18 protein-coding genes are annotated in these 21,051 nt (G+C 62.5%); 12 read left to right on the top strand and 6 right to left on the bottom strand.

The genetic code is table 11. The features are described 5' to 3' along the window. The first annotated feature begins 3 nt into the window (after positions 1-3). Genes nirB through D0550_RS33805 form a run of 3 tightly spaced genes read left to right on the top strand, consistent with a single transcriptional unit; the run spans position 4 to position 6,733 of the window. The gene (gene nirB, locus D0550_RS33815; RefSeq protein ID WP_116813601.1) at positions 4-2,538 is read left to right on the top strand and encodes a nitrite reductase large subunit NirB; all 2,535 of its coding nucleotides are present in this window, start codon (positions 4-6) and stop codon (positions 2,536-2,538) included. After that, on the top strand, positions 2,535-4,091 hold the full coding sequence (gene nirD, locus D0550_RS33810) for a nitrite reductase small subunit NirD (protein ID WP_116813599.1): 1,557 nt from the start codon (positions 2,535-2,537) through the stop codon (positions 4,089-4,091). Before nirB ends, nirD begins: the two co-directional genes overlap by 4 nt. Continuing rightward, on the top strand, positions 4,088-6,733 hold the full coding sequence (locus D0550_RS33805) for a nitrate reductase (protein ID WP_241521007.1): 2,646 nt from the start codon (positions 4,088-4,090) through the stop codon (positions 6,731-6,733). Before nirD ends, D0550_RS33805 begins: the two co-directional genes overlap by 4 nt. 3 nt (positions 6,734-6,736) lie before the next feature. Here D0550_RS33805 and lexA read toward each other — a convergent pair whose 3' ends face one another. Beyond that, positions 6,737-7,363, bottom strand: a complete 627-nt coding sequence (lexA, locus tag D0550_RS33800) for a transcriptional repressor LexA (protein WP_116813598.1) — start codon at positions 7,361-7,363, stop codon at positions 6,737-6,739. Positions 7,364-7,592: 229 nt separating this feature from the next. Here lexA and D0550_RS33795 point away from each other — a divergent pair, with 229 nt between their 5' ends. From D0550_RS33795 to D0550_RS33765, 7 genes are all read left to right on the top strand, one after another. Further along, complete coding sequence (locus D0550_RS33795; protein ID WP_116813597.1) at positions 7,593-8,129, top strand: GspH/FimT family pseudopilin; 537 nt, start codon at positions 7,593-7,595, stop codon at positions 8,127-8,129. Further along, complete coding sequence (pilV, locus tag D0550_RS33790) at positions 8,126-8,386, top strand: type IV pilus modification protein PilV (RefSeq protein WP_206606719.1); 261 nt, start codon at positions 8,126-8,128, stop codon at positions 8,384-8,386. The genes D0550_RS33795 and pilV overlap by 4 nt, the downstream gene beginning before the upstream one ends. 257 nt (positions 8,387-8,643) lie before the next feature. Beyond that, on the top strand, positions 8,644-9,744 hold the full coding sequence (locus D0550_RS33785; RefSeq protein ID WP_116813595.1) for a PilW family protein: 1,101 nt from the start codon (positions 8,644-8,646) through the stop codon (positions 9,742-9,744). 22 nt (positions 9,745-9,766) lie between these two features. Further along, complete coding sequence (locus D0550_RS33780) at positions 9,767-10,348, top strand: pilus assembly PilX family protein (protein WP_161966216.1); 582 nt, start codon at positions 9,767-9,769, stop codon at positions 10,346-10,348. 50 nt (positions 10,349-10,398) lie between these two features. Then, a complete protein-coding gene (locus tag D0550_RS33775) occupies positions 10,399-14,358 on the top strand; it encodes a pilus assembly protein (protein WP_161966215.1) in 3,960 nt (1,319 codons plus the stop codon). Positions 14,359-14,407: 49 nt separating this feature from the next. Then, a complete protein-coding gene (locus D0550_RS35135) occupies positions 14,408-14,797 on the top strand; it encodes a type IV pilin protein (RefSeq protein WP_161966214.1) in 390 nt (129 codons plus the stop codon). A 213-nt stretch (positions 14,798-15,010) separates the two neighbouring features. Continuing rightward, positions 15,011-15,322, top strand: coding sequence for an alanine-zipper protein (locus D0550_RS33765; RefSeq protein WP_116813590.1), 312 nt, complete (start codon positions 15,011-15,013; stop codon positions 15,320-15,322). 260 nt (positions 15,323-15,582) lie between these two features. On the opposite strand, the gene D0550_RS33760 is transcribed toward D0550_RS33765, so the two are convergent. The 4 genes from D0550_RS33760 to D0550_RS33745 all read right to left on the bottom strand — a co-directional run bounded on the left by D0550_RS33760 (position 15,583) and on the right by D0550_RS33745 (position 18,501). Further along, entirely contained in the window at positions 15,583-16,557 is a 975-nt protein-coding gene (locus tag D0550_RS33760) for a L,D-transpeptidase family protein (RefSeq protein WP_116813588.1), read from the bottom strand. Positions 16,558-16,665: 108 nt separating this feature from the next. Continuing rightward, positions 16,666-17,700 carry a phosphate acyltransferase PlsX gene (gene plsX / locus D0550_RS33755; protein WP_241521006.1) on the bottom strand — a complete coding sequence of 345 codons (1,035 nt, stop codon included), beginning with the start codon at positions 17,698-17,700 and terminating at the stop codon, positions 16,666-16,668. Positions 17,701-17,718: 18 nt separating this feature from the next. Then, positions 17,719-17,910, bottom strand: coding sequence for a 50S ribosomal protein L32 (gene rpmF, locus D0550_RS33750; RefSeq protein ID WP_116813587.1), 192 nt, complete (start codon positions 17,908-17,910; stop codon positions 17,719-17,721). A 39-nt stretch (positions 17,911-17,949) separates the two neighbouring features. Beyond that, positions 17,950-18,501, bottom strand: coding sequence for a YceD family protein (locus tag D0550_RS33745; RefSeq protein ID WP_116813586.1), 552 nt, complete (start codon positions 18,499-18,501; stop codon positions 17,950-17,952). Between the two features lie 134 nt (positions 18,502-18,635). Between D0550_RS33745 and D0550_RS33740 the strand changes: the two genes are divergently transcribed. Beyond that, positions 18,636-19,241, top strand: coding sequence for a Maf family protein (locus tag D0550_RS33740; protein WP_174842531.1), 606 nt, complete (start codon positions 18,636-18,638; stop codon positions 19,239-19,241). On the opposite strand, the gene D0550_RS33735 is transcribed toward D0550_RS33740, so the two are convergent. Next, positions 19,238-20,236 carry an RluA family pseudouridine synthase gene (locus tag D0550_RS33735; protein ID WP_206606718.1) on the bottom strand — a complete coding sequence of 333 codons (999 nt, stop codon included), beginning with the start codon at positions 20,234-20,236 and terminating at the stop codon, positions 19,238-19,240. The two genes, D0550_RS33740 and D0550_RS33735, sit on opposite strands and share 4 nt — an antisense overlap. Before the next feature lie 491 nt (positions 20,237-20,727). Between D0550_RS33735 and D0550_RS33730 the strand changes: the two genes are divergently transcribed. After that, positions 20,728-21,051 (top strand): S1 RNA-binding domain-containing protein (locus D0550_RS33730; protein ID WP_116813582.1); only part of this gene is annotated, 324 nt, incomplete at its 3' end.

Raw genomic sequence — 21,051 nt, 5'->3', positions numbered from 1 at the left:
AAGATGTCTGTGAAAAAGCTGGTCGTCATCGGCAATGGCATGGTCGGGCAACGTCTGCTCGAGCGGCTCGTGTCCGCAACCACCTCGTATGAAATCAGCGTGCTCTGCGAAGAGCCGCGCGCCGCGTACGATCGTGTGCAGCTCACGAGCTACTTCAGCGGCAAAAGCGCAGCGGATCTGTCGCTGGTCAGTGAAGACTTCTTCGAGCGCAACGACATTGCGCTCCATTTGAATGACAAGGTGGTCGGGATCGATCGCGACGCTCGCTGCGTGCGCACGGCGGAAGGACGGACCTTGCCCTACGACCGGTTGGTGCTCGCAACCGGCTCTTATCCCTTCGTTCCGCCTGTACCTGGCCGCGAGCGCGCGAACTGCTTCGTCTATCGCACTATCGAAGATCTGGAAGCGATCCGCTCGGCGGCTGCGCATAGCAAAGTCGGCGTGGTCATCGGCGGCGGTCTGCTCGGTCTCGAAGCCGCGAAAGCGCTGCGCGATCTCGGCTTGAAAACACATGTCGTCGAATTTGCGCCACGCTTGATGGCCATTCAGATCGACGACGCCGGTGGGCGTGTGCTGCGACAGAAGATTGCCGAGATGGACGTAGGCATTCACACCGGCAAGAGCACCACCGCCATCGTCGACGGCGAACAGTGCCGTCATCGCCTGCAATTTGCCGACGGCAGTTCGCTCGACGCCGATATCGTCGTCTTCTCCGCCGGTATTCGGCCGCGCGACGAACTGGCACGCGCATGCGGTTTGAAGATCGGCGAGCGCGGCGGCATCGTGATCGACAACGACTGTCGCACCTCCGATCCGGACATCTTCGCCATTGGCGAGTGCGCGCTGTGGAATGGCAAGCTGTATGGCCTGGTCGCGCCGGGCTATCAAATGGCCAACGTCTGCGCCGCCCGCCTGCAGGAGACCGCCGAGCCCTATTTCGCCGGCGCAGACATGAGCACGAAGCTCAAGCTCATGGGCGTCGACGTCGCTTCCATCGGCGATCCCCACGGCTCGAGCCCCGGCTCGCGTGCGTACGCCTTCGTGGACGAGCGTAAGCAGGTCTATAAGAAGCTGGTCGTCAACGACGATGGCACGCGACTGCTCGGCGGCATTCTCATCGGTGATGCGGACGACTACGGCGTGCTCCTGAACATGATGCTCGATGGCACTGCACTGCCGTCGAGCCCAGAAGAGCTGATCGTGCCTAACTTCGGCGGCTCGGAGCAGCCAAAACGCGCAGGCGTTGCAGGACTGCCCGCCACAGCGCAGATCTGCTCTTGTAACAGCGTCAGCAAGGGCGCGATCTGCTCAGCCATCGACGCCGGCTGCACGACCATCGGTGCGTTGAAAACCTCGACCAAAGCTGCAACCTCCTGCGGTGGCTGCACGGCGCTGGTGACGCAGATCCTGAAGGCCGAACTGGCGAGCCGCGGCGTCGCCGTCAACAACAATCTGTGCGAGCACTTCCGTTACTCGCGTCAGCAATTGTTCCATCTGGTGCGCGTCGGACAGCTGAAGTCGTTCGATGACGTGCTGAAGAAGCATGGCCGCGGCATGGGCTGCGACATTTGCAAGCCCACTATCGCCTCCATCCTCGCGTCGTGCTGGAACGAGTTCGTGCTGAAGCGCGACAAGGCGACGCTCCAGGACACCAACGACTATTACCTCGCGAATATGCAAAAGGACGGCACCTACTCCGTCGTCCCGCGCATCGCAGGCGGCGAAATCACACCCGACAAGCTGATCGTCATCGGCGAGGTGGCGAAGAAGTACGGGCTCTACACCAAGATCACCGGCGGTCAGCGCATCGACCTGTTCGGCGCGCAAGTTCACGAACTGCCGCTGATCTGGCGCGAGCTGATCGATGCGGGCTTCGAATCGGGACACGCCTACGGTAAGGCGGTGCGAACCGTGAAGTCTTGCGTCGGCTCGACCTGGTGCCGCTATGGCGTCCAGGACAGCGTCGGCTACGCCATCGACATCGAGAACCGCTACAAGGGCCTGCGCGCTCCTCACAAGCTCAAGTTCGCTGTCTCTGGCTGCACTCGCGAATGCGCCGAGGCGCAGAGCAAGGACGTTGGCATCATCGCCACTGAGAAGGGCTGGAACCTCTATGTCTGCGGCAACGGCGGCATGAAGCCTCGACATGCGGACCTGCTGGCCGGCGATCTCGATCGCGAGACGCTGATCCGCTACATCGATCGCTTCCTCATGTTCTACATCCGCACCGCCGACCGCCTGCAGCGCACCTCGGTGTGGCTCGACAATCTCGAAGGCGGCCTCGACTACCTCAAGCAAGTGGTCATCGAAGACAAGCTCGGTATTGCCGCGGAGCTCGAAGCGGATATGGCGCGCGTCATCAACACCTACGAGTGCGAATGGAAGAAGGCCGTGGAAGACCCGCAAACACTGAAACGCTTCCGCCACTTCGTGAACAGCGATCGCACCGATGACAACGTCGTGTTCGTGCAGGAACGCGGACAGATCCGCCCCGCCACCCACGAAGAACGCGCCCAGCGCCAGCGGGAGGCCGTATGAAGCACACTCATACTTGGACCAGCGCTTGCTCGTTCGACGACCTGCTGCCGGACAATGGCGTCGCCGCACTGCTCGACGGGCGACAGATCGCCATCTTCCGAGTCGGCGATGCGGTCTATGCGCTCGACAACTACGATCCGCATAGCGACGCCAACGTGCTGTCGCGCGGCCTGGTTGGCGATATCAACGGCGAGCCCGTGGTCGCCTCCCCTGTCTACAAACATCACTTCAATCTCGCGACCGGTCGCTGCGTCGAAGACGCGAACTTCTCGGTGCGCGCCTGGCCGACGCGAGTGAGCGACGGCAAGATCTGGATCAAGACCCAGCCGCTGCGCAAAACCACGCGTCGCAAACTCGTCGTCGTCGGCAACGGCATGGCGGGCATGAAAGTCGTCGAGGAACTGCTCGGCATCTCCGGCCAGCCCTACGACATCACGGTGTTCGGCGCCGAGCCCGTCCCCAATTACAACCGTATCCTGCTGTCGCCCATGTTGGCCGGCGAGAAGCGGTTCGACGACATCGTGCTGAATCCGATCGAGTGGTATCGGGACAATGGCGTGGCTGTGCATCTCGGCGATCCCGCCGTTGCAATCGATCGCATCCGTCGTCGCGTACGCTCGCGCAGCGGCATCGAAGCTGAGTACGATCGCTTGTTGCTGGCAACGGGCTCCAACCCCCTCGTGCTTCCGGTCCCCGGTAAGGATCTGCCGGGCGTTGTGACGTTCCGCGATCTGCAGGACGTCAACACGATGCTCGCAGCCGCACGCACGCATAAAAAGGCGGTCGTCATTGGTGGCGGATTGTTGGGCCTGGAAGCTGCCAATGCACTGCTGAAACAAGGCATGCAAGTCACTGTGGTGCACTTGCTGGAGACCTTGATGGAACGGCAGCTCGATCCCGTGGCCGCACAGCTGTTGAAGCAGTCATTGGAGAAGCGCGGGCTGCAATTTCATATGCCGGCGAAGACCACGGCCATTCTCGGTACGGATCGCGTGTGCGCCGTGCAGTTCGCCGATGGCACCATCATCGAGGCGGATCTCGTCGTCATGGCCGCCGGCATTCGCCCGAATACCGACCTTGCCCGCGCAGCTGGCCTGCGATGCGACCGCGGCGTACTGGTCAACGACACGATGCAAACGTTCGATCCGTGCGTGTACGCGGTCGGCGAATGCGTCCAGCATCGCAACAACACGTATGGCCTGGTCGCTCCACTCTATGAACAGGCCAGCGTCTGCGCCACGCATCTGGCCGAGCATGGCGTGGGACAGTATCGCGGATCGATGCTGTCCACCCATCTCAAAGTCACCGGCATCGATCTGTTCTCCGCTGGCGATTTCCTCGGCGGCCCTCGCAGTGAATCACTGGTGCTGCGTGATTCAAAACGCGGCATCTACAAGCGCATCGTCATCGAAGACAACAAGGTGCGCGGCGCGGTGTTGTATGGCGACACTCGCGACGGTGCCTGGTATTGCGAACTGATGAACGAAGGCCGCGACGTCGGTCCGCTACGCGACAAACTGATATTTGGCGAAGCCGTGGCCCGGCAACAGTGAGCATCAGGACGACGTGTCCGTATTGTGGCGTCGGCTGTGGCGTAATCGCCCAACCCGACGCTGCACGCGGCACGGTCAACATTAGCGGTGATACGACTCACCCTGCCAACTACGGGCGACTGTGTTCCAAAGGCTCTGCGCTCGGTCAGACGCTCGGAACGGAAGGTCGCCAGCTCTATCCGGAGATCAACGGCGCACGCGTGAGCATGGTCGCAGCGCTGACCCACATTGCCTCTGGATTCAACCGCATCATCGCGGAAGCCGGTCCCGATGCCGTCGCGCTGTATGTCTCGGGTCAACTGCTGACCGAGGACTACTACATCGCCAACAAGCTAATGAAAGGATTCATCGGCACGGCAAACATCGATACCAACTCCCGACTGTGCATGTCATCCGCGGTCGCTGGACACAAACGCGCCTTCGGCGAGGACATCGTGCCGGTGTGCTACGAGGATCTGGAGCTGGCGGATCTGATCGTGCTGGTCGGCTCGAACACGGCCTGGTGTCATCCCGTACTGTTCCAACGCATCACTCGCGCGAAACAGCAGCGACCGGACATGAAGGTCGTGGTGGTCGATCCTCGTCGGACCCTGACTTGTGAGATCGCCGATTTGCATGTGCCGGTGCGCGGCGGCAGCGATGTCTGGCTGTTCAATGGGCTGCTCGCGTATCTGCATGAGCACGGCCACGTCGCGACCGATTTCATCGCGAGCCACACCGAAGAACTCGACGACACGCTGCAAGTTGCCTGCGAATCCGCAGGTAACGTGAACCAGGTTGCCACCGCCTGCGGCATCGACACGGAGCGCCTGCTCGAGTTCTATCGAATGTTTGCCGATCACAAGCGGGTCGTCACGGCGTTTTCGATGGGCGTGAACCAGTCTTCCGCCGGCACGGACAAGGTCAACAGCATCATCAATTGTCATTTGCTCACCGGCCGCATCGGTGAGCCCGGCATGGGCCCGTTCTCCATCACCGGCCAGCCCAATGCGATGGGCGGCCGTGAAGTCGGTGGGCTCGCCAACATGCTCGCTGCGCACCTGGATTTGGAAGACGCGAGTCAACGCGAGCTGGTGCAAAACTTCTGGCGCAGCCCGCGCATCGCTGAACGCGGTGGACTCAAGGCTGTCGAGCTGTTCGACGCCATTTACGACGGCAAGGTGAAGGCCGTGTGGATCATGGCGACCAATCCGGTGGTGAGCCTGCCCGACGCCGACAAGGTCAAAGAGGCGCTGCGACGTTGCGAGTTGGTCGTGGTGTCCGATTGTTTCACTGGCACTGATACGAACGCATTCGCCCACGTGCTGCTGCCGGCCGCCGGCTGGGGCGAAAAGGATGGCACTGTCACCAACTCGGAGCGGCGCATTTCACGTCAGCGAGCATTTCAGCCACTCAGCGGCGAGGCGCGGCCGGACTGGTGGTTGATATGCGAAGTCGCACGACGCATGGGCTTTGACCACGGCTTCAACTACGACAATGCGCACGAAATCTTCATCGAGCACGCCGCCCTGTCGACACTCAAGAATGCGGGCGAACGCGCCTTCGACATCGGTGGTCTGGCCGACATCACTTCCGCCGAGTACGACGACCTCGTGCCCATCCAGTGGCCCGTCCCTGAACGCAATCATCCCGGCACGGCGCGCCTGCTTGGATCCGGACGCTTCTATCGCCGCAATCACCGCGCGAGGTTTGTGCCAACGCCGCCTCGGGCGCCACCGAACCAGGCTGACTCTGAATTTCCGTGGATTCTGAACACCGGCCGTATCCGCGATCAATGGCACACCATGAGCCGCACGGGCCGGGCGCCGCAACTGGGCACGCACCTGCCCGAGCCGTACATCGACATGCATGCGCAAGACGCGTTGCTATCGGCAGTGAGCGATGGCCAACTCGCGCGCGTTGAAACGCGGTGGGGTGCGATGGTTGCACGCGTCAGGACCAGCGGAGAGATGCCGCGAGGCTCGATCTTCGTGCCCATCCATTGGAATGCCTCATTTGCTTCGGATGCGCGCGTGGGCGCATTGGTCAATCCGGTCGTCGATCCAGTCTCCGGCGAGCCCGAGTTCAAACACACGCCGGCGCGGATCACGCCCTTCCCCGTCGACTGGCACGGATTCATTCTGACGCGCAGTCCAATCGCAACGTTGGCTGCAACCTGGTGGACTGCAATCCGCGGCGCGCGGTTCATGCGCTATGAGATTGCCGGACGCGGCCGTTCACCTGCTTCAGAGTGGGCGCGCCAGAGGCTTCAGGCCGACCATCCAGACGCAGACTGGGTCGAGTTCTCTGACCCCGCCTGCGGCGTGTATCGAGGCGCGTTATTGGTCGACGAGCGCATCCAGGGCTGCGTATTTATTTCTCCGCGCACCGACCTGCCCTCGCGAACCTGGCTGTCCAATCTGTTTGCGAAGAAGCGCATCGGCGATGCGGATCGCGCATCGCTGCTCAACGGCGGACCGGCGGCATCGACGGACGACCCAGGCCCGATCGTGTGCTCGTGTTTTGGCGTGGGACGGAACACGCTGTGCAAGGCCATCGCCCAGGATCAGTTGCAGACCCCGCAGGAAGTGGGTCGCAAGTTGCAAGCAGGCACGAACTGCGGCTCGTGCCTGCCGGAGATCAAGTCGCTACTGGCGAAATGAGGACTACTGGAACAGGCCTTTGGATTTGCCCTGACGCAGCACGCCGACCACGATGCCTTCGATGATCAGCGACTGTTCTTTCAAGTCGACGCGGATGGGCTCGAACTCTTCGTTCTCCGGCAACAGCCAGACGATCTTGCCGTCCTGCTTATAGCGTTTCACCGTCACTTCATTGTCCAGGCGCGCCACCACGACCTGGCGATTGCGCACTTCCGGCGTGCGGTGCACGGCCACCAGGTCGCCATCCATGATGCCGATGTCTTTCATACTCTGGCCGCGCACCTTGAGCAGGTAATGCGCACGCGGCTGAAAGATCTTCGGATCGATCTGGTAGCGGCTTTCGATGTGCTCCTCCGCGAGCATGGGCCTGCCGGCTGCAACTCGACCAATCAGCGGCAGGCCCATTTGCTCACGAAGAGAATCTTTCAATTGAATGCCGCGCGAGGCACCCGGGATGATGTCCAGGACACCTTTCTTCTGCAGCGCGCGCAGATGTTCCTCGGCGGCGTTCGCGGATTTGAAGCCCATGGCGGTCGCAATCTCAGCCCGCGTCGGCGGCATGCCGTTGTCGCGCAGAGATTCCTGAATCAGTTTGACGATCTCGCGTTGCCGGGGCGTCAGTTCGGACACACGTCACCTGTATGGATAACCACCATTTGACTATATATACAGGAGTCGCTTGTAAGTCCGCAAGCCCACAGTGCTATCTCGGTTCCTGAACGCGGCGGAAGAAAGCACACACGCATTTGACGATATTTCGTTTCGCCCGCCGTTAGTCCAGCGCCGCCTGCCGCTGATCGGCGTGCCCGGCATCTGCCGACGCGCGTCTTTATATTCCCGCCGCACCAGGGATGACCATATGAAACCAACCTACACACGTGCAGCTGGCTTCTCGCTCATCGAGCTCATCACCGGCATGAGCGTCTTCGCCGTCTTGGTCGCGATCGGCGTACCGGCGTTCACGAACCTGCTCAGTAACCAACGCATCGCTACCCAGGCCAACTCGGTCGTAGGCGCATTGAACTATGCCCGCGGCGAAGTTGCCGCGCGCTCCGTACCGGTCAGCGTCTGCGCCGCGAGCAGCGCCGAACGCACTGCCTGCGGCAACCCCGCGAGTTGGCAGTTCGGCTGGATCATCTTCACGGATCGCAGCGGCAATCCGGGCGTCATCGACGGCACTGACGAAGTGCTGCAAACCGGCGAGCCGCCGGTGCAAGGCTTCGCCATCACCGCCTCCCAGCCTTACGTTCGTTTCGGTCTGCGCTCAGGCGAGACCGTCGCGCACAACTTCGTGATTCGCTCCACCAACCCGAATCGCTGTTCCATCACCGACACCCGGATCATCAACGTCACGGTCACCGGGCGCGTCAGCACTTCCAAGGGCACCTGCCAATGATGAGTCTGCAACTTCGCTCGCCAGCGAATCAGCGCGGCTTCACGCTGGTCGAGATTCTGGTGACCGTGGTCCTGATCTCGGTGGGCCTGCTCGGGGTCGCCGCCCTGCAGCTCACGACCTTGCGCGGCAATCAGGACGCCTACGTGCGCTCGCAAGCCAGTGTGCTGGCTGGCGACATCCTCGATCGCATGCGCGTCAATCCTTTCGATTTTCGCGCCAATGGGTATTCGGTGGATTTCAACGGCGAAAAGGGCTAACGGGCTTCGGCGCGCGCCCGTTCAGGATCTGCGCGATTTGGCAAGCAGGATTATCGATCGCACTCTGCCCGGAAACGAACACCGAAGCTGCGGGCCGCATCGAGCGTGATTACGACTCCGTCACGCGCAGGCATGTCGTCACCGTGACCATTCGCTGGCGTGAGCGCGGCGACGGCAGCGGTGCCGCCGAACAGAACGACACAGACGGCGTCGACGGCGAGTTGCGCCAATTCCAGACGCGCTCGGAGATCTGAGCCATGCACTCGTCCCGCCTTCAGATACGCACGTCCAAGGTCAGCATGGCAGGCTTCAGCCTGGTCGAGCTGATGGTCGCCATGGGCTTGAGCCTGCTGCTGCTCGCCGGCGTCGTAGCGATCTTCTCCAGCTCGCGCATCGCCTACGAGTCCACCGATCAGCTGTCTCGCGTGCAGGAGACCGGCCGCTTCGCGCTGGATCAGCTGTCACGGCACATTCGCTCCGCCGGATTCTCCGGCTGCTCGCGCCAGCCCACAGCGGTTGCTTCGGCATTGAATGCCGATACGACTGCCACGCTGGAATACGCCTTCATGGATAGTCCGCCGGTGTTGGGCTACGACTCGTCGGGCTCGGGAACCTGGGCGCCCGCGCTGCATCCGGGCATTCAAGGTTTGGCGCCGGACGCGAACAGCGACGTATTGGTAGTCCGCGGAGCGCGCCTCGACGTCGTGCCGATGCAACTCAGCCAGGACATGGTCGCTGACGACGGCATCACGCTCGATGCTACGGGCGCGCTGGTCGTGAAGAGTGCCGGCAGCGCCAACGGCATCCAGCCGGGCGCCGGCAACGTACTGATGGCGTACAGCTGCGAAGCCGTGTCGTTTTTCTTTGCGAACGCTGCCGCAAACCAACTGATGCGCCCGATCAGCGACAGCACGGTCCCGGGCAATGTCACCAATAGCACCAGCTATGCGTTCCTGAAGGCCGCCGAAGTCGTTCCGGTCGAGACGGTCGTTTACTACGTCAAACCGGCCAGCGTCCCCGCGCCGCCAGGAATGAATTCGTTGTGGCGCAAAGTCGGCGCGGCCATTCCCGAAGAGCTGGTGCAAGGCGTCGAGCAGATGCAGATCGAATACGGCATCGATCTGCAGGGCGATCGCGTCGTCGATGAATACCGGCCTGCCGCCGCGGACGTGAACTGGGACCGCGTCGTGTCGGTGCGCATCGCCATGCTGGTGAGCTCCGTCCAGGAATACGGCACCGATCGCGATGAGCGCACTTACCAGCTGCTCGGCACCGAAGTCCCGCCCCCTCGCGATCGCCGCTTGCGCGATGTTTTCACGACCACGATCGGTATCCGCAATCGCGTGCGCATCGAGTGATCTGAACTTGGCAACTCTCATCATGAAACAGCAAACCATTCCTTCTGCCCGTCGCCAACGCGGCGCCGTGCTCATCGTGAGCATGCTGTTGCTGCTTGTAATCACCATCCTCGCGCTCGGCGCCAGCCAGAGCACGCGCCTGCAGGAACGCATGGCCGGCAGCCAGCGCAACTTCGAGCTCGCATTTCAGGCGGCCGAAGCGGGTCTGCGCGCTGGCGAACGCTGGCTCGATCGCGACAGCCTGGTGGAAGCGCCCTCGCCCGGCAACGCTGCCGGCGCGGCCGTTTACGAGCGCAACTTCCTGACGGATTCGTACGCCAGCAGACTCAGCTATGAAGACCAGGTGGTCGCCGCCGACGAGTGGTGGAACACGGTCGCTCAGCCCTACACCGCCGGCGCCGCCGCCATCGGCGGCAACGGGCTCGCGCTGGCAGACCCGAGGTTCTACATCGAACAGGTCGAAGAAGTGCCGGATGCGTTGAGCAAGCCGCCCGCCGGTCCGCAGCCGAGCCGCATCTTCTACCGAGTCGTTGCACGCGGCAAAGGCGGCACGCAGAACGCAAACGTCGTCCTGCACAGTACGTACGTGCGCCGCTTCAACTAAGTCTCGAACCAGCAGCAGTCATCACTTTACTTGGAATGTTTCCTATGCGCATGGCCGCCACTCTGCTCCGCAAAGCTGGATACAGCGTCACGCTCGCCGCCGCGGTGGCGTTCTCGGCGAGCGCGCCGGCTGGTACGCTGGGACTATCGAATGCGCCGCTGTTCCTGGCGACCGGCGCCCAGCCCAATCTGATCATGGCCATCGACGACTCCGGCTCGATGGACTTCGAAACATTGTTCCCCAGCAATGACGGTGCGGCCTGGTGGCGCAGCGGCAACTCGGGTGCGTGTTCCACCACCGCCAATAACAACAGTTTCGTCGGCTGCAGGAACAACGCCGATGGCAGTTCGGACATTGCCGTCAGTGGCGCGCTGAACTTCAACAATTCCGGCAACTCCTCCGGCACCTGGAAGAAGTTCGCCTATCTGTTCCCCAACGGCCTGGGCAGCGGCAATCAGACGGCCCGACGTCGCATAGGCGATGGCACCAACGATCACTTTGCGATCCCGCCGCTGCCGGCGTTCGCCTGGTCGCGCTCGCCCGTGCACAACGCTGCGTACTTCGATCCGGAGGTCCCCTATTCCCCGTGGAAGAACGGCGGTGGCTACACCTTCAGTGCCGCAAGCCCGACTGCTGCGCGCTTCGATCCCGTGTTCGAGCCGAACCTGACCATCGATCTGACCCGCGACATGGCGGGTCGTAGCAACGTGTCCACCGCGGATGCGTGCGCCAGCCTGCCAGCGCGCAACTCCGCCGACGACAACTTTTACTTCAAGGTCTATGAAGGCATGACCTTGCCGCAGGACACCTGCTTCATGGCAGCCGCGAACGGCGCAGACGCCGCGCCGAACTGGCAAGTGGTACGCACCACCGCCGGCTGTGAGGTCGGTACTAACAACGGTTGCTTGACCAACTCGACGGTCGGCGGCGTCACGACGCAACGGACCTTTACACTGACCACCGGCACTCGAGTTGCCGTCCGCTACTTCCCCGCCACGTTCTGGTTGCCGGCGAGTCGCACGTTGCCGGGTTACGGCTATCTTGAATCGAAGAAGATCGCCGGCGGCAGAGCCCCCGACGGTACCGCACTGGTCGGCTACCAGATCAAGCCGGAAAACTTCGAGGCCGGCAAATACAATGCGGCGATCCAGAACTTCGCGAACTGGTTCCAGTTCTACCGCAAGCGCCACATGGCATTGCGCGCCGGTCTTGGCGAATCCTTCAGCACGGTGACGGGCGTGCGCGTCGACGGCTTCACCATCAACGATCGCATGGACGTCACGATGGCCAGTCTCGACGAGCCGGCCAATCGCACGGCGCTGTACCAGAAATTTTATCGGGACTGGGTGCGCAGCGGCGGCACGCCCAATCGCGATGCCGTGGCAAGGATCATTTCCAATTTCCGGCGCACCGGCTCGAGCGCACCGATCACTGCCGCCTGCCAGAAGAACTTCGGCATGCTGTTCACCGATGGCTTCTCCAACCAGCCCGCCGCAGGTGACGGCATCACCGGCAACTTCAACGGGGTGGACGCCAACGAGCCACGCCCCTATCGCGACACCGTCGACAGCACCATGGCAGATGCGACGTTGAGCGCGTACAGAGGCCCGCTGCGCAGCGATCTCGCCCGAGGCAAGGTGACGCCCGCGCAAGACTGCAAGAACCTGCCCGCCGACTACGTCGGCCCGGCAGACTGCAACACCGACCTGCACATGAATTTCTTTGCGGTGACGCTCGGCGCCCGCGGTCTGCAGTTCAATCCCGACCTGAAACAGAATCCTTATGACTCGAACCAGTACCCGACCTGGCCGACGAACTTCCCCGCACGCCATCCGTCGGCAGTCGACGATCTGTGGCACGCAACGATCAACGGCCGCGGCCAACTGCTCAACGCGCGCAGCCCGAAGGACATCGCGCAGCAGCTGGACACGGTGCTGAAATCGATTGCGGAGAAGGACAGCACGGCCGGCTCGGCGGCGCTCAACAGCGGCAGCATCACCGCCGACTCCATCATTTTCCAGACCAAGTTCTTCAGCGCCACCTGGACCGGTGAGTTGCTCTCTTACAAGATCAATCCAGAGAACGGCACCCTGCTGTCGGGCTCCGAGAAACGGTCCACGCTGGGCGCAGCGGCCAATCGCAAGATCTTCACCGTGAATAGCATCGGCCAGGGCGTGCCCTTCCTGTTCGATTCGATCAGTGGCGACGCGCTCCGCGTGCGGCAGCTCGCTCCCGATACCGCGCTCACCGCGGAGCAGCGGCTGACGGAAGCGCAGCGCATGCTGAATTACATACGCGGCGACGTTGCCGATGAAGGGCCCGATGGCTACCGCGTCCGCCAAGGCAGAAAGGACGGGGTGGTGCCGCTCGGCGACATCGTCAGCTCCGGACCGCTGTATGTCTCCAGCCCGCCATTTCGTTATCGCGACAGCTTGGAAGGCGGATCGACCGCGGAGAGCCGCTACTCGAAATTCGCAGCGGACAACAAGGATCGCCAGCCGATGGTTTACGTCGGCGCCAACGACGGCATGTTGCACGCCTTTTTCGCGGATGAGGACAAGCGCGGCACGGAAGCGTTTGCATACGTTCCTGGCGCCGTGTTCTCCAAGTTGCCCGCGCTCGCCTCGCCAAGCTACGGCCACCAGTTCTACGTCGATGGCTCGCCCAGCCTGGGCGATGCCTACTTCGGCGGCCGCTGGCGCACGGTCATTACCGGCGGTTTGAACAAAGGCGGTCAGGGCGTCTATGCCCTGGATGTCACCGATCCCACCAGCTTCAATCAAAACAACGTGCTTTGGGAGTTCACCGACGAGGACGATCGGGACCTGGGCTTCACGTACAGCCAGCCGACCATCTCGCGACTGCCCGACGGCAACTGGTACGCCATCTTCGGTAATGGTTACAACAGCATGCTCGACGACGACCCGGCCGATGCCACGCCGGCCACGACGCGCGTGAGCACGACGGGCAATGCCGTGCTGTATCTCGTCGAGCTACGCACGGGCAACGCGATCAAGCTCGACACCGGCGTCGGCTACGCGCAGCGCCCGAAGCCGGCCATCCCTTATGGCAACGGCCTCGCGACGCCCTCGGTCGTCGATCTGAACGGCGATTCCAACGCCGACTTCATCTACGCCGGCGATCTGTACGGCAACATGTGGCGGTTCGATGTGAGAAGCCAGAGCTCGGCGAACTGGGGCGTATCCTTCAACGGCGCGCCGCTGTTCAAAGCCGTCAGTCGCGAGAACGAGGCGCAACCCATCACCGTGCGTCCCGAAGTCGCCCGCGGCCCGCAGGGCAATGGTGTGATCGTGCTGTTCGGCACCGGCAAATATCTGGAAGTGGCCGACCGGCTCACCACACCGACGCTGACTCACACGTTCTACGGCATCATCGATCGCAATGCTGCCGTCACCTACTCTGGCAACAACCGCGCCTCGGTGCTGACCCAGCAAACGATTCAGTACGAAGGCCCCTTCCCCGGTTTCAGCACCAAAGTCCGCGTCCCCTCCGACAACGCCCTGGAAGCGGGCAAGCTCGGCTGGTACCTCGATCTGCTGCAGCCCGGCCCGGTTTATCAGGGCGAAAAGCAGGTCACCAATCCCATCGTCCGCAACGGCGCGGTGATCTTCACCACGCTGATTCCGAGCAACGATCCCTGCGACTTCGGCGGCGACAGCTGGCTCATGGAGCTGGACCTGCTCAATGGCGGCCGGCTCGACGTGACACCGTTCGATCTGAATCGCGACGGCGTGTTCGATGACAACGACCTGGTCAGCGCCGCACAAGGCGGCCTGGGCAGCGCGGACGGCAATGTGGCCGGCGGCATCTTCTCCGAGGAAGGCATATTGCAAGGCCCGGGCGTGGGCGATGGCCGCCTCGGTACCGACGAAAACGGCAAGGCGGTTCAATACAAATATCTGTCCGGCAGCAGCGGCAGAATCCAGGTGGTCATCGAGAACCCGCGTTTGGGCGGCAATGGACGGCAGTCGTGGCGACAGATCCGCTAACGCATCTGAGCGGCACGATTTTGGAGCAGCAATGAAGGCAACCAACCCAATGTCATACAGACAACGCGGCCTCACACTGGTCGAATTGCTGGTGGTCGTCGTGATCGTCGGCATCCTGGCGGCAGTCGCTTATCCGAGCTATCGCAACCAGGTGATGCGCTCGAACCGCACCGAGGCACGGGTCGCGCTGGAACAGCGCGCACTGCAGATCGAGAAGTGCTTTACCCGCTTCATGTCATATGCGAGCGAACAGTGCGCTGCCACCCAGGAGGGGGCGAACGTCGAGACCCCCGAGAGGAACTACCGGGTGACGATCGCGGGCAACGAAACGACCTTTACATTGACGGCAACCGCGATCAACGGCCAGGTCGCCGATACCGCCTGTCCGGCGCTGACAATCGACGAACGGGGGCGCCGTCTGCCGGTGGCCTGCTGGTAGCAATTGTCGCGTCCCCACGACGAACTCACTGATATGCTTTATCGTATTGGCCCAATCTTGTATCCTCCGCGCTCGGCCAAGCTGGCAGCTTTTACAACTAACGAAGCTGGCGAGCCTGGTACACGGGAACCAGCCATAACTCTCGTGTATTAAGAGGCCGTGAAAATTTGTCGCTCTGGTCCTTTTTTATCCGACCCGAAGGGGAAAGAAGTCATGAAGAACACCATCTCCACCACGCTGAAGGCAGGTATTGCTGCGTTGGCGCTCGTTGCCGCCAGCGGCTGCGTGTCCCAGAAGACCGTTGATGAAATCAAGGCCACTGCCGACAAGGCGGTGCAGGATGCCGCCGCTGCCAAGGCTGCCGCTGACTCGGCTGCCAGCGCCGCTCAGTCTGCCCGTTCCGCTGCTGACAGCGCGCAGAGCGCTGCCAACCAGGCTCTGCAGGCCGCTCAGGCCAGCCAGGCTTGCTGTGACGCTACGAACGAGAAGATCGATCGCATGTTCAAGAAGTCGCAGTCGAAGTAATCGACTCACTTCTCGATCGCAAGATCAAAGGAAGCCGCGGAGCAATCCGCGGCTTCTTTCTTTTTGGACGATAGGAATTTCGGGTCGACGGTTTTGTTTGTGACGTAAAAAAGGCCGTGGATCACTCCACGGCCTTTTTGCAATTAGGGCGGACCCTACAGCCTCAGCCTGGACTAACTCGGTGGTTTAGGTGACCTTAGCCGCAGGATCCGCGTACGCAGTTTAGCAGTGCGCCCCACGATGCGTGGGAGCGCCGCAGACTATCGACCGGCGCTGTCGTTGATGACCTGAACGGTCGATGCGGGATGAAGCATCACCGGCTCGGGCACGCCGCTGGCACTTTGGAACGTGCGCTCGGCCTTCGCCCAATCGATGACCACCGAGCGCTCCTGGGTCGCGGCCACCAGCAGCTTGGTGATATTGGTCAGGCTGTGCGTTTCGGCACTCTCCGTGCCTTCCAGCGGCGTGTGCACTTCCATGAACAGCTCCTCGCCGCGCCAGCCCATCTTGTATGGCTGATCGACCAGGCGCACCGGCGTGTTCACCGGCACCAGACCGTAAAGCTCTTTGATGTCTTCCGGGAACATGCGCACGCAGCCGTGGGTGACTTGCATGCCCACGCCCGAAGGACGATTGGTGCCGTGGATCAGATACGCACCGCCCGGAATGCCCAGGCGCATGGCGTACTCACCCAGCGGATTGTCCGGGCCCGGCGGCACCGCCTTCGGCAACGGCCGCCCGTCCTCCGCATGTTCCTTGCGCACCGACTCCGGCGGATACCAGATCGGCTTCTCTCGCTTGTTCACGATGCGTGTCAGACCCAGCGGCGTGTGCCAGTCCATGCGCCCGACGCTGATCGGATAGGTACGAACCACCGCAGCCTCGCCCTGCTTGCGCGGCGGAAAATAAAACAAGCGATGTTCGGAGAGACTGACGACGATACCTTCGCGGGGACCGTCGGGGAGAATGTAACGAGACGGAATCAGCACTTCCGTGCCCGCGCCCGGCACCCAGGCATTGACGCCGGGATTGGCCGCCACGATCTCCTCATAGCCCACGCCATAGCGCCGGCCGATGTCCAGCAGCGTGTCCTCGTGGGCGGCCACGACTTTCTGCACTTCGCCGATGACGGTGTCGCTGCCGACCGGCAAGGTATAAGTCGCGGCGATTGCGCTCGTGGTCGCAGTCAGCAACAGCGCGGCCCGGATCACATGCTTCAGAAAACGGATCTTCATGAGCGAAAAGTCTAGCAGTTGCGCGCGGTCAAGAGTGTGAGCTGGGCGGCGTCCCAGCCAGAGGCAAACAGACCTGTCAACGTCTTAATTATGGGGCTGTGAGCGATTTCAAGCCACTGCCGGCGCTTGCGCCTTCAGCAGGTTGCTAATCTGACTGGGCACCCCTTTGCGCGCTTCGACCAGACCGACGCCAATGGCATTGGCGAACGAGACGGTGTCGGCGCTGCCGTGACTCTTGATCACCACGCCGGTGAGCCCGACCATGCTCGCGCCGTTATACGTACGCGGATCGAATTCTTTACGTAGCGACCTGAGCACCGGCCACGATGCCAGCGCCCCCACATAGCGCAGCGGATTGCGCGTGTATTCGGTCTTTATCGCGCCGACCAGCATGTTGGCGAGCCCTTCCATGGTCTTGAGCGCGACATTGCCGGTGAAGCCGTCGGTGACCACGACGTCTACCTCGCCCGAGAAAATATCATCGCCTTCCACGAAGCCGATGTAGTTCAGCTGGCTCGCTGAGAGCAGCCGAGCGGCATCCTGGACGACGCTATCGCCCTTGGTCTCTTCTTCGCCGATATTGAGAATGCCGATTCGTGGGCGGGCGATGCCGTGCATGTCGGCGGCGACCACCGAGCCCATGACGGCAAATTGAAACAAGTGCTCGGCGCTGCATTGGGAGTTGGCACCCAGATCGAGCATGTGAGTGTGACCATGCCGGGCGCGGATGCGCGAAATGATCGCGGGCCGGTCGATCCCTTCGATGGTCTTGAGGACGAAGCGCGCGGTTGCCATGAGCGCACCGGTATTGCCGGCGCTCACGCAGGCATCAGCCTCGCCCGCTTTCACCAGGTCGATGGCGACGCGCATGGACGAGTCTTTTTTCTTCCGCAGAGCTTCCTGCGGCTTCTCGTCCATGGTCACGACCTGGGAGGCTTCGCGCAGCTGAATACGCGACAGCAACGGCGCAGCCGCACCGTTCAATAACGCTTGAACAGGTTCTTTCTGGCCGACCAGCGTGATGCGCAGGTCGGCGTCTTTCTGCAGAGCTGTGAGCGCCGCAGGCACGGTGACCGAGGGGCCATGATCGCCCCCCATGGCGTCCACCGCGATGGTGACCGGCCGGTTGCTCAGATGCGGCACTCGGAGCGCGACGGCGGATTATTCGGTATCGGGCTTTTCGCGGCTCGCGATCACTTTCTTGCCGCGATAGAAACCATCCGGCGAGATGCGATGACGGGAGTGGGTTTCGCCGGACGTCGGATCGACCGACAGGGCCGGACGCTCGAGGCCGTCGTGCGAGCGGTGCATGCCGCGCTTGGACGGGGTCTTTCGGCTTTTCTGAACAGGCATGACTGATCTCCAAACTATCCAATACCGACGGTGGGATGCTCACTGCTTGCGCAGCAGGTCCCGCAAATTCTGGAACGGCTGATGAGTCTTTCCGGCCGCGGCCTCCGCGTCCTCGGGCTCTTCTTCCCGCTCCACTGTCGATGCAATTTCCCCGGACGCCGCTTCGGCGCAATCCTCGCGCTCGTGCATGGGCACCAGCGGCAAGGCGAGCAGCGCCTGCTCTTCCGCCAGCCACGCCAGATCGAGCCGCGAGGCATTGACCACCACCGGCTCGTACCCGCCCGGCTCGTCGCTGCGCTCCTGGTCGACCAGCAGCACCTCGAAGGTGTCGTCGAGCTCGACCGTCACTGGCTGCATGCAGCGCTGACAGGTCAGCACGACCGAACCGTGCAGCTCGCCGCTGACGGCGGGCCGCTTGTCGAACTCGGAAAACTGGAACTTGGCCTCGATCGACGCATCGCCCCGCCCGCCAACCTCGCGCAGGCGCGGCAGCTCGGCAGCGGAAAAACGTCGTGCAATCGTGCTTCCCGCCCGCGCGCAGACCTCTGCATCGACGATTTTGTCTACGGGGACGGCCGGGGGTCGCGGCATGGGGCGCGTATACTAGCGGCGCCCCCCCATGGTGTCAAAAAAAGAAAGGCGTAAATGTTTGTTTTCTCACAGCTTGTAATCCGGCCTGCGGCCGGCTTCACAGACTCCGCCCGGCAGCAGCCCCAGGATCAGCCATGAGCCCCCCAGCAGCCCCCTCCAACGGCCTGCGGCTGGTGCTCGCATCCACCTCCACCTATCGACGGCAACTCCTGGAACGGCTGGGTATTCCGTTCACGGTCGCGGCGTCCAATGTCGACGAGGAGCCGCTCCCAGGCGAGTCGGCCGTCGACCTGGTGCAGCGACTGGCACGCGCCAAGGCCGAGGCGGTCGCCCGCCGGCACACCAACAGCCTCATCATCGGCTCGGACCAGCTGGCGCTGTGCGGCCGGGACGTGTTGGGCAAACCCGGCTCCGGCGAGCGCGCCATCGCTCAACTCAAATCGCTGAGCAACCAACGCGTGGTGTTCCACACCGCGATCCATGTCATCAACACCCAATCTAACGGCAACGAAGGCCACCTCGACCTGACGACCGTGCATTTCCGCCAGCTCAGCGAGGACGAGATCAAGCGTTACGTCATGCGGGACAAACCGTACGACTGCGCCGGCGGCTTCAAGATGGAAGCGCTGGGTATCACGCTGTTCAACCGGATCGAGAACCAGGACCCGACCGCGCTGATCGGCCTGCCGTTGATATGGCTGGCCGGCGCACTGCGCAGGAACGGTTTTGACCTGCCCTAGCGCTTGACCTCCGCCGTGAGCTTGTCGATCACCGCCTGCCAGTCAGGCGGTGGCGGCGCGCTCACGGTGAAGGGCTTCGCTCCCTTGCGCTCGAATGTCAGCGAATGTGCATGCAGGAACATGCGCTGCAGGCCGAATGGCTTCAGCTTCGCATCCCGTTCGCGATCGCCATATTTCTCATCGCCTGCAATCGGATGCCCGGCGTGCGCCGCGTGCACCCGGATTTGATGAGTGCGGCCCGTTCCCAACGAGATATCCAGCAACGTCGCCAGCTTGCCGAAATGCTGAAGCGGCTTGAATGTCGTGATCGCCTGCTGGCCCTCCGCATGCACGCGCACCACCCGCTCCCCGCCCTGCTTCAGGTTGGTCTTCAACGGCAGATCGATGGTCTTGGTGCCGAACGGCCAGCGCCCGACGACCAGCGCCAGATAGCGCTTTTCCATATCGCGCTCTCTTAATAGAGCGTGCAGCTCACGCAGCACCGCTCGCCGCTTTGCCACCAGCAACACGCCACTGGTGTCGCGATCCAGCCGATGCACCAGCTCGAGCTCCTTGAGCTCGGGATACTTGGCGCGCAGCGCCTCGATGACACCGGCGCTCAACCCACTCCCGCCATGAACGGCGACGCCCGCCGGCTTGTTCACGACGATCAGATCGCGATCCTCGTGAATGATGGCGCCGGAGACGAACTCCCGAAGCGAGCGCGACGGCGCGCTCTTTTCGGCCGCACGCTGCTCGTCAGTCTTCCGCTGCATGGGGGGCAGACGAATCCGATCGCCCTCGGCGAGGCGCGTTTCGGGCTTGGCGCGCTTGCCGTTCACCCGCACCTCGCCGGTCCGCAAAATCCGGTAAATCAGGCTGCGCGGCACATCCTTCAGGATGCGGCCGAGGAAATTGTCGATGCGTTGTCCCGCATCGCCTTCCCCCGCCTCGACGTAGCTGACGCCGACGCCTGGGGCGGTCTTGGAGGAGGAACTGTCGTCGGGCAAATTCACGGGTGCGGAGCCAGGCATGCGAGGGGATTGGAGAAGCGCTCGTAACTTATTGATTGACCATTGATTGGACATTTGGCCTGTGATATGTTCCGCGACGATTTCAGGTTCGCGCGCGTCCAGACCAGATCCCATACACCGATCGGTTCAGCGGCGCACGTGCACCGATACGCGGCACTCGAGGGCAACGCTTCCGAAGGGCGCCGCATCTTAGTTGGTTCTGCTCAGACCTGTCAGGGTCGCAGACCATCGCTCGGCCGCGCGAACGGCGATGCCGGAATGACGCACCTCGTATTCCGGGTCGACGCAGCGCCTACGAGCGGGACCGCCAAAGCGACAGGATAAAAAACGCGCCGGATTGCCCCGGTCGACAATGACCAGGGGGCCGCGCTGGCAACATCGGATGAAGACATTCCCCGATCGCTCCTCCCTGCCTCCATGGCTCGCGCCCGCCGTGCGTGCTCGCCCGGCCCTTGATTCCTTAGAAGGGCCTCATGAAGAGAATGTTAGTCAACGCGACTCAGGAAGAGGAGTTGCGGGTAGCACTGGTTGATGGACAACGAATTTACGACCTGGATGTAGAAGTCCCGTCACGGGAGCAGAAAAAAGCCAACGTTTATAAAGGACGCATTACCCGCGTCGAGCCCAGCCTGGAAGCCTGCTTCGTCGACTACGGCGCGGAGCGCCATGGCTTTCTGCCGCTGAAAGAGGTCTCGCGCGAGTACTTCAAGGATGGTCAGTCCCCCGGGGGACGCACCAACATCCGCGAGCTGCTCAGACGAAGCGCTCAGGAAATCATACACGGTGACCGGCGGCTT

The organism is Steroidobacter cummioxidans (genome assembly GCF_003104955.1).
This window is presented reverse-complemented; position numbering and strand designations above follow the sequence as displayed.